Source organism: Apibacter sp. ESL0432 (genome assembly GCF_019469225.1).
GTDB lineage: Bacteria > Bacteroidota > Bacteroidia > Flavobacteriales > Weeksellaceae > Apibacter.
Window position 1 is genome coordinate 125,251 of record NZ_CP048266.1, and the last position, 14,583, is coordinate 139,833.

Here is a 14,583-nt window from a genome sequence, read left to right on the forward strand (position 1 = left end):
GTTACCTTTGTGCATCAAAGTAAGGTTATATGCTGAATAAAAATTCCTTACAAGGATTATTGATAGCGTTATTTATAGGATTAATTTCATTTTTTATATACAAGTTTTATATTGAAAAGAATGATGAATTTTTGTTGGATAATCCCAACAAGGAGGAAATTAAAGTACTTGTAAATGGAAAAAGTTATTTACTCGCGGGAGGACAATCTCTTTCAATTCCTGTTAATTCGGGTAAGAATACAATTTCATGTCAAAATAAACAGGGGAATATTATTTTAAAAGATACTTTTTTTATAATAACTAAAAATAAAAGAGGTCTTATTAATCCTTCTTTAGCAACCTATTTCACTTTTAAAAGATATTACGGTCATATAAAAAACAGAGACTCCATATATCGAGCCCATCGGAAAAATATCGATGGAAAAGAGTTTTTAGGTGAAATTGGCGAATACAACCAATTAGTAATACAAGATTTCTATTATAATATTAATCAAAATTTTCCTAAAATAATTAATAAAGTAGATTCCATAGAATCAAGGATTAAATTATTCAGAAAAAACCAATTTTTAGAGTTTTATCGGTCAACATTTGAATAAAACAGTTACTTTTGTAAGTTGAGAACAGCAAATTAATAATATGCCAAATATTGTAAAGCCATATAACGAAACAGAAAGTAAAAAGAAACAGGTTGAACAGATGTTTGATAATATATCTGAAAATTATGACTTCTTAAACAGATTGTTATCTTTTAACATTGATGTTTATTGGCGAAATCAATTGGAAAAAAAAGTGGTGGCATATAACCCCGAAAAAATATTAGATGTTGCTACAGGAACGGCTGATTTGGCGATTGAACACGCTAAAAAAACAATAGCTTCAATTACAGGTTTAGACTTGTCCCAAAAAATGTTGGATTACGGTCAAGTTAAAATAAATAAAAAAGGACTGAATAACCGAATAAAATTAGTTAAAGGAGATGCAGAAAATTTACCTTTTCAAGAAGGAGAATTTGATATTGTAACAGTTTCCTTCGGAGTTCGTAATTTCGAAAATTTAGAAAAAGGTATTTCTGAAATGGGAAGAGTACTTAAAAAGGGAGGCAAATTGTTAATTTTAGAATTTTCAAAACCCGGTGGTTTTTTTGCTCCTTTCTTTATGTTCTATTTTAAAAATATATTACCCGGCATAGGAAAAATAATTTCAGGAGATTCTCGAGCGTATACTTATTTACCCAATTCCGTTGATGCTATGCCCTATGGGGAAAATATGAAAAACTTGATCCTTAAAAATGGATTTAAGGAGGCAAGCTTTAGAAGATTGACATTTGGAGTAGCCACTGTCTATGAGGGAATAAAATAAATAAATAAAAAAATCGTTTTCTCTACTATGAAGAAATTAGTCATAGTTTTATTATTAATAGTAATACATTGTGGAGTTAATGCGCAGTTCCGTTCAAGAGATGTTATGGAAAGGTATACTGATTTTGATGATCAGGAATTTTCCTGGGGGTATTATTTAGCAATGAATTATTTTGATTTAAAAATTCATCCCAACAAAGAAGGTTTAGAACATACCGGCAGATATTTGGTTGATGTGGATTCTAAAGGAGGATTTACTGTAGGCTTAATTGGTAAAATGAAAGTTCATGACTACGTTGATTTGAGGTTAGAACCGGCTATGCACTTCACACAACGCGATTTAATTTTTAACAACGTTCAAAAGATCATCGATGAAGAAATTGCCAATGGTCTGGAAACTACTTACACAGAACAAGATGTCAAACGAAATGTAAAATCTACATATTTAGATTTTCCTTTATTTTTAAATTTTCACGGGGACCGATGGTATAATTCCAGACCTTATGTACAGGCCGGTTTAAGTTGGTTAATAAATTTACAAAGTAATGAGAAAAAAGAAAAGGATAATACCGATCAAATCTTCCGAATGAAAACTAATAACTTTTCTTATCAATTAGAAGCCGGTATAGAGCTTTACTTTAAGCGATTTAAAATGACTCCTTCAATAAGGGGGATATTCTTTTTCAATAATGAATTAGTTGCAGATAATCCGGGAACTCCTCCGTACTGGGCAGGTGCATTAAAGTCGATACATACCAGAGCTGTCGTCTTTTCAATTAAATTCGAATAATCATTTTTAAATCTTTTTATTACTACTTTTTGTTATAGTAAATAATTTAAATTTTTAGTTATTTTTGGTCTGCTGATTCTTCTTTTCTACAAATATATCGGCATATAATAAACTAAAAGTTAAAATGGAGTTATTTCAATTTATTAACAACTTGTTGAAATAATTCAGTATAATTAACTTAAAAACATCATATAAAATTTTAAATTTTACTGCAGGGATTTGTTAATTAAAACAATGTTGATGAAATTTTGTTGGATAAACTATTATATTAGGATATTAACTTTTTTAAAAAAGAATTTCATATATTTGCAAGAGAGTTAGAATAGTAAATTTTTCGTTCTAATATGGAAGAGATTATTCAGGGAATTAATGATTTGGAAAATAAGATTCTCGAATTAAAGAAGGAAAATGAAGAATTGAAAAGAAAAAATGAATATCTAGAAAATTCTCTTTTAAAAAATGAAGATAAATTTATTCAGAAAGAAAAACAATATAAAGAACTTGAAGAGCTTAATAAAAGATTGAAAGTTATTAATGCAATTTCGGGAAGTGGAGAATATAAGAAGTTGATGAAATTGCAGATGAATAGAATGATTAAAGAAATAGATGCATGTATTTCAGAATTGCAGAATTCATAAATAAAAATGTCTCAAAAAGTAAATATACGAGTAGCGGGAAGAAATTACCCCCTAGTAGTACAAAGTGAGGAAGAAGAGATATTACGAATTGCTGCAAAAAAAATAGAAAAATACATTAATACTTTTGAAAAAAACTATAACATTTCTGAAAAACAAGATGCTTTAGCTATGGCGGCTTTACAACTAGCTTCAGAATTAGAAAACATTTTAAGGGAAAAATCTCAAGAACAAAATGAAATTTTGCTTAAAATAAAGAAAATAAAAAAATTGTTATAGATAAAGTAACGCATTTCCAAATAGATCATAGAATTTAAAATTAAATGTAGAACAAAGATATAACCTACATTGATTCTAACTCAATTTAGTAAACTCAACACGAATTGACTGACTGAGTGATTGTTTTTTTTAATGGCGGGCTGCCTCTCATCTTCTCAGATGATTTGATAGAAATATCAACAGCAGATTACAGAGAAAAAAGCATAGCTTGAATCCTGTTTATTGGAGTTTACTTAAATCAAAGTTTAATAGGATTGATGTAGGTTTTTTTATATAAATTAATTGTATGAATGTAACGATAATATTTGAGTTAATCGCCACCCTTTTTATTGGGGGATTTATAGGATACTTCTTATCGAAAAGTTCTCTAAATAAATATAGAGAAAATAAATTAAAAGAAGCAGAAGACAAAGCTGCTGCGATCTTAAAGGAAGGAGAGCTTAAGGCCGAAAACATTAAGCAGGAAAAAATGCTTCAAGCAAAAGAAAAATTCTTAGAATTAAAATTACAACACGAAGAGCAAATTAATCAAAGAGAAAAGAAAATGCTTGAAGTGGAAAAAAGAATTAAAGACAAAGAAACGAAGCTGAATGACGAATTGCATCAGAATAATATTCAGAAAAAGCAATTAGATCAAGCCATAAATGATAATCAGATTAAAGCGGAAACGCTAACTAAAAAACAAGCTGAATTAAATCAAATGCACGAACAGCAGGTAGAAATATTAGAAAAAATTTCAGGATATTCTGCTGAAGATGCAAAAGCTGAATTGGTGGAAGCATTAAAGCAGGAAGCAAGATCCAGAGCTCAAGCTCAAATCCAAGCCATTGTTGAAGAAGCGCAGCTGAATGCAAAGGCAGAAGCCAAAAAAATTATAGTACAAACCATTCAAAGGGTAGGTACTGAACAAGCAATTGAAAATTCGGTATCTGTTTTTAATATAGAATCAGATGAAATAAAAGGTAGGATTATAGGAAGAGAAGGGCGTAATATTCGGGCTTTAGAAGCAGTTACAGGGGTTGAAATTATTGTTGATGATACTCCTGAAGCAATATTACTTTCTTGTTTTGATCCGGTTAGGAGAGAAGTAGCCAGATTATCTTTACATAGATTGGTAACCGACGGAAGAATCCATCCGGCAAGAATTGAAGAAATTGTAGCTAAAACCCAGCAACAGATAGAAGAAGAAATTATTGAGATCGGTAAAAAGACCATTATCGATTTAGGAATTCATGGATTACATCCTGAATTAGTAAAAATGGTCGGTAGAATGAAATATCGTTCTTCCTACGGACAAAACCTTTTACAGCACTCAAGAGAGGTTGCTAATATAGCAGGAATTTTAGCTTCCGAACTAGGGCTTAATCCAAAAATTGCAAAACGTGCCGGATTATTGCATGATATTGGAAAAGTTCCTGAAGAAGAATCCGAGTATCCTCATGCAATATTAGGAATGCAATGGGCGGAAAAATATGGAGAAAATCAAACCGTTGTTAATGCCATAGGTGCCCACCATGATGAAATTGAAATGAAAAGTTTGATTGCGCCTATTATTCAAGTAGCGGATGCAATTAGCGGTGCAAGACCGGGAGCAAGGAGACAAGTAGTAGAATCATATATTCAAAGATTGAGAGACCTAGAAAATGTAGCATTAAGTTTTGATGGCGTTAATACAGCTTATGCAATTCAAGCCGGTAGAGAACTACGCGTAATGGTTCAAAGTGAAAAAATAGATGATCAGAAAGCGTCACAATTGTCTTTTGAAATAAGTGAAAAAATTCAAAATGAATTAACGTATCCGGGACAGGTTAAAGTAACTGTTATTCGAGAAACGAGAGCTGTTAATATTGCCAGGTAGACAGTTTACTTAATAGATAAAAATAAAAAAAAACTTTAAAATTAATTTTAAAGTTTTTTTTTATTTTAGTTTATAACAATATTCAAATTTATACTTCAATCCGATTATACTTCTCCTTCTTCGGGAAGATCTTCATCAACAGTAATATCAATACCCTCAATTTTTGTTTTTTGAAGGGCATTTGATTTTAATTTCACATATTCTCTTCTAGTTTTATAAATTTTTATGGCATCAAAAATTGCCTGTTCAAATGATTTTGCATCCGCAATTCCTTGTCCGGCTATCGAATAGGCTGTTCCATGATTGGGTTCAGTATGAACAACAGATAATCCACCGGTAAAATTTACACCGTATTCATAAGCTAGAGTTTTAAAAGGAATAAGCCCTTGATCGTGATACATTGCTAATATTCCATCAAAAGAAGTATAAATACTAGGCGAGAAGAAACTATCAGCAGAGTAAGGACCAAAGGAGAGAATGCCTCGATCAAAAGATTCTTTAACCGCCGGCTCAATACAATTAATTTCTTCCTTTCCTAATAGGCCATTTTCTCCTGCATGTGGATTTAATCCTAACACCGCAATTTTAGGTTTTTCAATACAGAAGTCTTGAATTAAAGTGGTATGTAAAGCTTTAATTTGTTTTTTAATTAACTCCTTACTTAATAGTTCAGAAACTTTGGATATTGGAGTATTAAACGTGGCAAACGCAATCCTTAAATCGTTGTTTTCTAAAAGTAAATGGGCTTTCTCCTTAAGAGTATTTTCAAGATATTCCGTATGATTTAAAAAATTTAATCCTTGGTTTTGCATGCTTTCCCAATTTAGAGGAGCTGTAACCAAAACATCCACCGAACCTTGTTTTAAAGCGTCAACAGCAGCTAATAAAGAATTTTTAGCTATTTTGGCACTTTCTTCGGTTGAATTGCCAAAACTTATAGAAACATTTTCTTTCCATAAATTCACAACGTTTATTTTTCCGGGAATAGCTTCTTCAGCTTTGAATATTCCTTGAAAATAGATAGAATTTAATCCGAAAATATTTTTTTGATAGGATAATAATTTAGTAGATGCAAAAATAACCGGTGTAAAGAAATCTAAGATTTCTTTATTTTGAAGTGTTTTCAATATTACTTCAATTCCTATACCATTAGGGTCTCCTATACTAATTCCTATTTTTAGCTTATTATTTTTAACGCTCATATATGAACTGTGAAATTTATTATAACAAAAGTAGAAAAAAATATATACTTAATTTATAATAATTTAATAAAATAGAAATATTGCTATATTAAATAAAGCTTTTTAATTTATAAATCAACAATAATTATAAATTAAAAACAAAATATTAAAGAGTTTAAATATTGCCTATAAACGATTTAAAAAAAATTATAAAATAGTACTTTTGAATAAAAATTAAATATGTTTACAGGTATTGTAGAAGAAACGGGAAAGATAGTAAATATGGAAAAAATAGATGAAAATCTTTCCATATCAATATCCGCTTCATTTATTGATGAATTAAAAATAGATCAAAGTATAGCTCATAATGGAACATGTCTAACAGTTGTAGATATAAATCCGGAATTTTATACGGTAACAGCTATTGCTGAAACATTAAAAAAAACGCATTTTTCAACTCTTGCCATTGGTGATCATATTAATCTGGAAAGATGTGTTAAAGTATCAGATAGACTAGACGGGCATATTGTACAGGGGCATGTAGATCAAGTAGGGGAATTGAAATCAATAGAAAATCAAGAAGGAAGTTTTTTATTGACTTTTACCTATACAGGTAAACAAATCACCGTGGAAAAAGGTTCAATCACTGTAAATGGAGTAAGCTTAACGGTGGTTGATAGTAAGGATAATGAGTTTTCAGTTGCAATTATTCCGTATACATGGGATCATACAAATTTTAAATATCTGAAAATTGGAGATAAAGTAAATTTAGAATTTGATATTATAGGTAAGTATATACAGAAGTTGTATGGTTTATATAAGTAAATAATAAACTTAATTCAAAATAAAAGGCCTTTACCATTTGGTAAAGGCCTTTTATTTCATAGTAGTTAGTCATATATTCCTTTACTCAGCTTAGCTCGTCTTTCCTTAATTAAGGCTTCTCTTTGAGCATCATTCTGGAATTTAGGTTTGGCGCCTTGACTATATTTTAATCTTCTTTCTTTAATTAATGCTTCCCGTTTAGCATCTGCATCATTTTTAGTTGATGGTTTTACTGTCGAATTTCCATTTGATGATTTAACCGGAATATTTTTACTATTCACCGTTTCTGTTTTTATGGTTTGAGATGAATTATTATTTTTAACAGGAGCCGTAACAGGAACGGAACTAGTTTTTACTTCATCTTTAGATTTTACAGACGACTTAGGTTTAGCATTACTAATATTTTCAGGTTTTATAACGGTTGTTTTTGGGGTTGAAAGATTTGCATTTTTTCTTTCCTGAATAATATTATTTGATTTTATAACTTCCGGTTTTTTAATTTCCACATCAGTTGAAGTTAAATCATTTATTGCCTGTACCGTTTCTTTACCAGGAGTTAAATTATTATAATTAGTATTTTCATCAGAAGATATTTCTAACGGTTTACCAATATAGAAATCAAGAATTTTTAATCTGAATAAAAATGAATATTTAGCTTGAAGCATTTGAGATAATGCGTTGAAATAATTATTTCTTGCAGTATTTAAATCGTATATATTAATTTTTCCTGCAGTGAAACTCTTTTGTGCAAATTCATAGGATAATTCGGTGGATGCTACCAATTCTTTTGCAGAAGTAAATGTTTGATAAGCTGAATTTACGTCAAAATAAGAAGTTTGTATATTTTGCTTTAAATTTAATTTTTCTTGGTCCAGCTGGTTTTCTTGGATCAATTGATTAATTCGGGATTGCTGAACTTTTATTTTATTTGTTCCTTTACTAAATATGGGAATATTAACCCCTACAGATACCATTTGAGAGTGATTGTCATACCATTGGTCGTCTATAGATTTACTGGAACGATCGAAATAATCCTGATAAAAAGTACTTACTTTATATCCGCCGGTAATTGAAGGATAAAAAGCGGTTTTAGCAATATCAATATCTTTCTTTGCTGATTCAACCCCTAATTCGGCAGATTTAATAACCGGTTGATTATTAAAAGCATAATTGATGATATCATCCAAATTGATAAGAGGCATTCCTATATCATCGGAAACTTTAACATCCTCTATCTGAAAATCTCGATAATCTTTTTGAAGTAACATGGCTAAAACCATTAGTGAACGATCTACTTCAATTTTAGCATTTTCATACGTTTGTTTAGCGTTCGCAAGATTGGATTTAGATTCATATAAAGTGCTCAGAGGTATACTACCGGCATTATATAATTTTTCATTCCTGTCTTTATCTTTTGCTTGAGTATCCATGGAATTTAATTGAACTCCTAAAAGCTCTTTATTCAATAGTACGGTTAAATAATTTCCTACTAATTGTAGTGAAATATCATTTTTGATTTTTTCAGTGGTATATTGATTTTGTTGAACCAAAAAAGAGTTTTTTTCCTCGGTTAATCGTAAACGTCTGTTGTTATAAAGTATCATGGAGGATTCAAGAGCAAGATTGTTCTGATATCCTTCTGTATATTTATAATAGGAGTCTATGGTAAAATCTGTTACACCATCTTGGGTAACCTTTTGTGTAGCCAATGGACCAAAAGTTATACCGTTAGTTATAGTACCTTTCAGATCGGGTAGTTTTTCTTTTTTAGCAATTTTTAAATTACTTTCTTGAACTTGTTCATTTAGTTTAGAAGCAAGTACTTGCAAATTGTTTTCTCTGGCGTAAGATAAACAATCATTGAAAGACCATACTTTTTGCGCTGAAATAAATCCGACTATGAAAAAAGCGATTATACTGTTGTTTAGTTTCATTCTTATGTAAATGAATTTTCAGTATTATAAGTAGAATAATTATTTATTTTGTTACAAACTTATCTAAAAACATTTTTTATCAGGTTTTATTTATAGATCTATCGTCTAATATGATAATAAACTAATTAATTCTAAATGATATCATCATCTTTAAATATATGTATTATAAATTAAGATAGTAAGTGTTGAATACTAAATATAAGGAGTAAATATAAAATAAAAATAATATGAAGTACTTTTATTAATTGAAACCAAAAAAGGGTATAAATAATATACCCTTTTTTTAATTTAATAATGTATTATGATTTATGTATTCTTATTAATTTTCTTTTCTAAAAACTAGACCGGTTTCAGGAAAATAATCTGCAACGATGGTATCATTGTCATTAATTTTTCCACCTAAAATTTCCTTAGATAATTGATTTAAAATTTCATGTTGAATCAATCTTTTTAAAGGTCTGGCGCCAAAAGTAGGATCATAGCCTTTGCTCATTATATAATCTTTAGCCTCATCGGTCATGCTCATGCGAATTCCTTTTTTATCTAATATTTTATTAAGAGAATCTAATTGGATATCTATTATACTTCTTATTTCATTCTTATTTAAAGGCTTAAATACAATAGTTTCATCGATACGGTTTAAAAACTCAGGGCGAAGGGTTTTCCTTAACAGTTCCATAACCTGCTCTTTGGTCAATTCTAAAATTTCTTTGTAATTATTTCCTTCCAGTTTTTCAAAATTTTCTTGAATTAAATGAGATCCCAAATTGGATGTCATAACTATAATCGCATTTTTAAAATTAACGGTTCTCCCTTTATTATCTGTTAGTCTACCATCATCTAATACTTGTAATAAAATATTAAAAACATCCGGATGAGCTTTTTCGATTTCATCCAATAAGATAACAGAATAAGGTCTTCTTCTAACGGCTTCGGTTAACTGACCACCCTCATCGTAACCCACATATCCCGGAGGCGCACCTACCAGTCTGCTAACAGAATGTTTTTCTTGATATTCACTCATGTCAATTCGGGTCATTGAATTTTCATCATCAAATAAAAATTCGGCTAAGGCTTTTGCTAATTCGGTTTTACCGACACCTGTTGTTCCTAAGAATAAGAATGATCCAATAGGCTTTCTTTCATCGTTTAATCCCGCGCGGTTTCTGCGTATAGCATCTGCTACTGCTTCAATTGCTTCTTCTTGTCCGACAACCCTTTTGTGAAGAACAGATTCCAGATTTAATAACTTTTCACGTTCACTTTGTACCAGTTTAGTAACCGGAATACCGGTCCATTTGGCTACTACATCAGCAATGTCTTCGGAATCAACTTCTTCCTTGATTAATTTAGGTCGATCATCAGAAAGTTCAGCTTCAGCCTTAGCAAGTTCAGCCTCTTGTTCTTTTATTTTTCCGTAACGTAATTCAGCAACTTTACCATAATCACCGGATCTTTCTGCTTTTTCAGCTTCAATTTTAAATTCTTCAATATTTTTACGAATTTCTTGAACTTTATCCGCCCTTTCTTTTTCTGCTTTCCAGGAAGCGCTTAGCTCATTTCTTTTTTCATTAAGTTGTGCTAATTCTTCTTTAACATTTTCTAACCTTTTCTCATTAGCTTGTTTAATGCTTTCATTGGAAGTAGGACTTTCCGCTTCTCGTTTAACCGCCTCTAATTCAATTTCAAGCTGCATTTTTTTACGGTCTAAGGCATCCAATTCTTCAGGTTTGGAATTCATTTCCATACGAAGTTTTGCTGATGCTTCATCCATTAAGTCTATGGCTTTGTCCGGTAAAAATCGGTCGGAAATATAACGATTGGAAAGTTCCACTGATGCAATTACGGCTTCATCTTTAATACGTACTTTGTGATGGGCTTCATACTTCTCTCTAATTCCACGTAGTATAGCTATGGCATCATCCACATCGGGTTCTTCAACCATCACCTTTTGAAAACGTCTTTCCAACGCTTTGTCCTTTTCAAAATATTTTTGATATTCATTTAATGTTGTTGCTCCAATTGAACGAAGTTCACCTCGTGCCAATGCCGGTTTTAAAATGTTCGCAGCATCCATGGCTCCTTCTCCTCCTCCGGCACCAACTAATGTGTGAATTTCATCAATAAACAAAATAATATTTCCGTTGGAAGCGGTAACTTCTTTAACAACTGCTTTTAGACGTTCTTCAAATTCACCCTTATATTTTGCTCCTGCAATCAAAGCCCCCATATCTAAAGAAAAAATAGTTTTATCCTTTAAATTTTCAGGTACATCCCCGTTAATGATTCTATGAGCTATTCCTTCGGCAATTGCAGTTTTTCCGACACCGGGCTCTCCAATTAATATGGGATTGTTTTTTGTTCTTCGAGAAAGAATTTGCAAAACTCTTCTGATTTCGTCATCTCTTCCTATTACAGGGTCTAGTTTACCGTTTTGAGCTAATTCATTGAGGTTTTTGGCATATTTGTTTAATGAATTATAGGTATCTTCTGCTGATTGAGAAGTTACTCGTTCTCCTTTTCTAATTTCTTCGATTGCTTTAAGTACGCCTTCTTTGGTAACTCCTTGATTTTTTAATAGTTGGGAGGTTTTGTCGTTTACTGAAAGCAGTCCTAAGAAAATATGCTCTAAACTTATAAATTCATCTTTCATCTTAGTTGATTCTAATTGGGCTTCATTTAAAGCTTTATTAGAATTTTGAGACAAATAAATTTGTCCGCCGCTAACTTTAGGTAAAGAATTTAGTATAGAATCAAGTTCGGAGTTAATATATGCTAAATTTGAGTTTTGTTTTTTTAATATGAAAGTAATCACACTGGCTTCGCTTTCCAATAAAGCTTTAAGTAGGTGTGCAGGCTCAATAGCCTGATTTTCTAAACCTTGTGCAATCACTTGGGATTGTTGCAAGGCTTCTTGTGATTTGATGGTTAATTTATTAAAATCCATTTTATTTAATCTCTTACATTTTTTCTCAGCAAAATATAAACCAAAATCATGGATAGGTTTTTATAATCAATATGTAAGGGAATAAATAAATAAAACGAGACAATATGGCATTATTTTGTATTGTCGCAACTAAAATTAATGACACAATGTCATGGTTGTTTACTCATTAAAAGATTGGATTGTCTTTTTGATTACTACATCTTCAAAAATATTAAATTACATGAAATTCATATATAATTTAAAAATTACAGATGTATAATATGATATAAATAAATTATAGATTTTATGTAATATTTAATGATATCGGATACTTGCTCGTATCATGCCGATAGCATTTATGGTTTTTAAAGAAACATCTTTAGATTCAAACATAGGATTGGCGCTAACTAATTTTATGTAATCGTTACCTAAACTGGATTTTAGAATGTGTCTAACAAAGGTATGATTGGAATCTTCAGATAAGGCAATTTCAATTATATATAATTCTCCCCAAAATATATTATCAATGGAAGCATTTTTAAAAATAACAATATCACCATTTTTTAAAAGTGGAAGCATAGACTCTCCTTTTATATAAATAGCTCCATCACAATCTGATAAATTAGGTATTTTTATAAATCCTGAAATGAATGTATTTTCTGATTTTTTATGAACGATATTTTTTAATCCGCCATTAGAATCTAAATTATAAAGAGGGATATTGGTATTATTTTTTTCTTGTAATTTAAACATGGGGTCCTCCAAAACAGACATTGGATAATCTTTATCTAAAATTGGGGATTTTAACATGGGCCCTTCATAGGTGAGAAGCCATTCTAAATTTATTTCGGGACATTTGGTATGGATCAATAAAGAATCATAACTATTTCTTTTTTTCCAATTCGAAAAGGTTTGGGGAGAAATACCGAGATATCTGGCTAATTCAGAATCTTTTTTAAATCCATAAAATAACTTTATTTTATTCAATATGGTAGTTTTTTCCATAGATTGTAGTTATATAAGTAAAAGTTCAAATAAATTTTATATAAACAGTGTGTTTATATATCTATTTGATAATTAGACAAATATACTAAAAATTATTATATTGTCACAACAATGTTATATTATTACCGTAAAAACAATATAAAGAATAGAATAATATAAATTATACAGGAGATAAGAATTAGTAATGGATGAAATAAAAATTTAAAAGGTTCGAATACTTCCACGTATTAGAGCCATAGCATTAATTTTAGAAACCGGAATATCTTGAGGTGCGTTTGTGTTGTCTTGTCCTAATAGTTTAACAAATTGTTCTCCTTTTTCAGATTTTTGAATATATTTAATTAACATATAAAAAGAATCATCATTCATACATATCTCAATTAAATAAAGCTCACCCCAAAACAGGTCTTTAAGAGAAATAGTTTTAAAAATAATTATGTCTCCATTTTGTATAGTTGGTAACATGGAATTTCCTTTTACATAAGCAGCTCCGTCGCAATCAGCCAGATCCGGCATTTTTATAAAATCTATAATATTTTCTTGATGATGTTTTTTGCTAAATATATTTTTCAATCCACCATTTCTGTCTATATTATATAAAGGAATATGATTTTTTTCGCCTTTATAGGAATTATATCCAGATTCTTCCGCTATTGAAATAATATTAGATTGTCCAATATTATCTTTTTTCAACATAGGACCTTTGCCGGTTAACAACCATTCATAATTAAAAATTTCACATTTTGTATAAATAAGTTTAATGTTGAACGAATTCCTTCTTTTCCAATTATACAATATTTGTGAGGTTATGCCTAAATGTTTTACTAATTGAGAATCTTTAGTAAAACCATAGTATTTTTTAATTTCGTTTAGAATGATATTTTTATCCATGTTCAATATAAAAAATATACATTTTGTGTAAAATAATTTTAAAATAAACAAAATGTATATATATTTGTGTTGAGATAAAACAAAGATATCAAAAAATACATTATTGTTATGACAGTAGAACAAATAAAAAGAAAAATTGAAGTGGGTGATTATATTTTGGCATCGAAATTATTAAATATAACCCCTGAAAATGTAAGAGCTCGTTTTTCACGAGAAAAGATGGATGCAATAGAAGCGTTAAAAGCAATAATTAGTAATAGGGAAAGGTTTATAAAAGAATACCATAAGAAAATTTCAGGCTAATCAACTTAATTTCTTAAATCTGAATTTTTCACTATGAAAAGGATAAGAGTTCTTCCTTATGATTTAATGATAAATTACTATCTTCATTGAGAGTTGCCTTATTAAATAAATGCTTATAATAATCTTAATACAAAATATTTCATTGTTGATCATAATTTAAATCATAACCTGCAGTTTAAAACAAAAATCCTATTTTAAAAATTTTTATTAATCTTTTGGTAGAAAAATGAAGTTTTAAAAAAATTAGTGATATTAGTTAAATTTCTTGGCTTAAATACTCTGTATATAATTAATTCTGTAAAATTTAAAAATTATTGATCTTTATATTTATAAAGATAAACTTTATTGTTACTAAAATTATTTTTAAATAAGACTATTAATTTTTTAAAGTAATAGTTCAAGAATTTATTTAAATTATATAAATGTTTTATATGTATAAATGGTTGAATAATTTATACTAAAAAAATAAAAATAACCAACTATTATATGTTATAAATCTTGTTTAGCAGCCTTGGGATAATGTAAGGAGATAAAGGTAATTAATGTTATATAAACTTTATGATTGTAATTTTTTTTTGTTTATCTTTACCGCCATAAA

Annotated in this window: 13 protein-coding genes; 8 read left to right on the forward strand and 5 right to left on the reverse strand. The window is 29.5% G+C overall.

All coding sequences use genetic code 11. The annotated features are described in order from the left end of the window. The first annotated feature begins 29 nt into the window (after window positions 1–29). The 6 genes from GYM73_RS00555 (at window position 30) to rny (ending at window position 4,920) form a co-directional block, all read left to right on the forward strand. Entirely contained in the window at window positions 30–596 is a 567-nt protein-coding gene (locus GYM73_RS00555) for a hypothetical protein (RefSeq protein ID WP_220233803.1), read from the forward strand. Window positions 597–636: 40 nt separating this feature from the next. Next, the gene (gene ubiE / locus GYM73_RS00560) at window positions 637–1,359 is read left to right on the forward strand and encodes a bifunctional demethylmenaquinone methyltransferase/2-methoxy-6-polyprenyl-1,4-benzoquinol methylase UbiE (RefSeq protein ID WP_220233804.1); all 723 of its coding nucleotides are present in this window, start codon (window positions 637–639) and stop codon (window positions 1,357–1,359) included. 27 nt (window positions 1,360–1,386) lie between these two features. Then, window positions 1,387–2,148 (forward strand): porin family protein, encoded by a 762-nt coding sequence (locus GYM73_RS00565; RefSeq protein ID WP_220233805.1) that lies wholly within the window; start codon window positions 1,387–1,389, stop codon window positions 2,146–2,148. Window positions 2,149–2,492: 344 nt separating this feature from the next. After that, window positions 2,493–2,786, forward strand: coding sequence for a hypothetical protein (locus GYM73_RS00570; RefSeq protein WP_105296322.1), 294 nt, complete (start codon window positions 2,493–2,495; stop codon window positions 2,784–2,786). 6 nt (window positions 2,787–2,792) lie between these two features. Next, window positions 2,793–3,062: a cell division protein ZapA gene (locus tag GYM73_RS00575; RefSeq protein WP_105296321.1), complete on the forward strand. Its 270-nt coding sequence runs from the start codon at window positions 2,793–2,795 to the stop codon at window positions 3,060–3,062. Between the two features lie 286 nt (window positions 3,063–3,348). After that, on the forward strand, window positions 3,349–4,920 hold the full coding sequence (gene rny, locus GYM73_RS00580; RefSeq protein WP_105296320.1) for a ribonuclease Y: 1,572 nt from the start codon (window positions 3,349–3,351) through the stop codon (window positions 4,918–4,920). Between the two features lie 104 nt (window positions 4,921–5,024). Here rny and pdxA read toward each other — a convergent pair whose 3' ends face one another. Next, entirely contained in the window at window positions 5,025–6,122 is a 1,098-nt protein-coding gene (gene pdxA / locus GYM73_RS00585; RefSeq protein WP_220233806.1) for a 4-hydroxythreonine-4-phosphate dehydrogenase PdxA, read from the reverse strand. A gap of 219 nt (window positions 6,123–6,341) precedes the next feature. On the opposite strand from pdxA, the gene GYM73_RS00590 reads away from it, so the two are divergent. Next, entirely contained in the window at window positions 6,342–6,926 is a 585-nt protein-coding gene (locus GYM73_RS00590; RefSeq protein ID WP_160557580.1) for a riboflavin synthase, read from the forward strand. Window positions 6,927–6,991: 65 nt separating this feature from the next. Here GYM73_RS00590 and GYM73_RS00595 read toward each other — a convergent pair whose 3' ends face one another. From GYM73_RS00595 to GYM73_RS00610, 4 genes are all read right to left on the reverse strand, one after another. Then, window positions 6,992–8,860 carry a TolC family protein gene (locus GYM73_RS00595; protein ID WP_220233807.1) on the reverse strand — a complete coding sequence of 623 codons (1,869 nt, stop codon included), beginning with the start codon at window positions 8,858–8,860 and terminating at the stop codon, window positions 6,992–6,994. 319 nt (window positions 8,861–9,179) lie between these two features. Beyond that, entirely contained in the window at window positions 9,180–11,807 is a 2,628-nt protein-coding gene (gene clpB / locus GYM73_RS00600; RefSeq protein WP_220233808.1) for an ATP-dependent chaperone ClpB, read from the reverse strand. A 294-nt stretch (window positions 11,808–12,101) separates the two neighbouring features. Further along, on the reverse strand, window positions 12,102–12,791 hold the full coding sequence (locus GYM73_RS00605; protein ID WP_220233809.1) for a LexA family transcriptional regulator: 690 nt from the start codon (window positions 12,789–12,791) through the stop codon (window positions 12,102–12,104). A 201-nt stretch (window positions 12,792–12,992) separates the two neighbouring features. Further along, window positions 12,993–13,682, reverse strand: a complete 690-nt coding sequence (locus GYM73_RS00610) for a helix-turn-helix domain-containing protein (RefSeq protein WP_160542489.1) — start codon at window positions 13,680–13,682, stop codon at window positions 12,993–12,995. 108 nt (window positions 13,683–13,790) lie between these two features. Here GYM73_RS00610 and GYM73_RS00615 point away from each other — a divergent pair, with 108 nt between their 5' ends. After that, on the forward strand, window positions 13,791–13,985 hold the full coding sequence (locus GYM73_RS00615) for a hypothetical protein (RefSeq protein WP_105296313.1): 195 nt from the start codon (window positions 13,791–13,793) through the stop codon (window positions 13,983–13,985). Window positions 13,986–14,583 lie beyond the last annotated feature (598 nt).

Bases quoted from the DNA above. Each gene is read 5' to 3' on its own strand.
- GYM73_RS00555 (WP_220233803.1), top strand. From the start codon at position 30: ATGCTGAATAAAAATTCCTTACAAGGATTATTGATAGCGTTATTTATA.
- ubiE (WP_220233804.1), top strand. From the start codon at position 637: ATGCCAAATATTGTAAAGCCATATAACGAAACAGAAAGTAAAAAGAAA.
- GYM73_RS00565 (WP_220233805.1), top strand. From the start codon at position 1,387: ATGAAGAAATTAGTCATAGTTTTATTATTAATAGTAATACATTGTGGA.
- GYM73_RS00570 (WP_105296322.1), top strand. From the start codon at position 2,493: ATGGAAGAGATTATTCAGGGAATTAATGATTTGGAAAATAAGATTCTC.
- GYM73_RS00575 (WP_105296321.1), top strand. From the start codon at position 2,793: ATGTCTCAAAAAGTAAATATACGAGTAGCGGGAAGAAATTACCCCCTA.
- rny (WP_105296320.1), top strand. From the start codon at position 3,349: ATGAATGTAACGATAATATTTGAGTTAATCGCCACCCTTTTTATTGGG.
- pdxA (WP_220233806.1), bottom strand. From the start codon at position 6,122: ATGAGCGTTAAAAATAATAAGCTAAAAATAGGAATTAGTATAGGAGAC.
- GYM73_RS00590 (WP_160557580.1), top strand. From the start codon at position 6,342: ATGTTTACAGGTATTGTAGAAGAAACGGGAAAGATAGTAAATATGGAA.
- GYM73_RS00595 (WP_220233807.1), bottom strand. From the start codon at position 8,860: ATGAAACTAAACAACAGTATAATCGCTTTTTTCATAGTCGGATTTATT.
- clpB (WP_220233808.1), bottom strand. From the start codon at position 11,807: ATGGATTTTAATAAATTAACCATCAAATCACAAGAAGCCTTGCAACAA.
- GYM73_RS00605 (WP_220233809.1), bottom strand. From the start codon at position 12,791: ATGGAAAAAACTACCATATTGAATAAAATAAAGTTATTTTATGGATTT.
- GYM73_RS00610 (WP_160542489.1), bottom strand. From the start codon at position 13,682: ATGGATAAAAATATCATTCTAAACGAAATTAAAAAATACTATGGTTTT.
- GYM73_RS00615 (WP_105296313.1), top strand. From the start codon at position 13,791: ATGACAGTAGAACAAATAAAAAGAAAAATTGAAGTGGGTGATTATATT.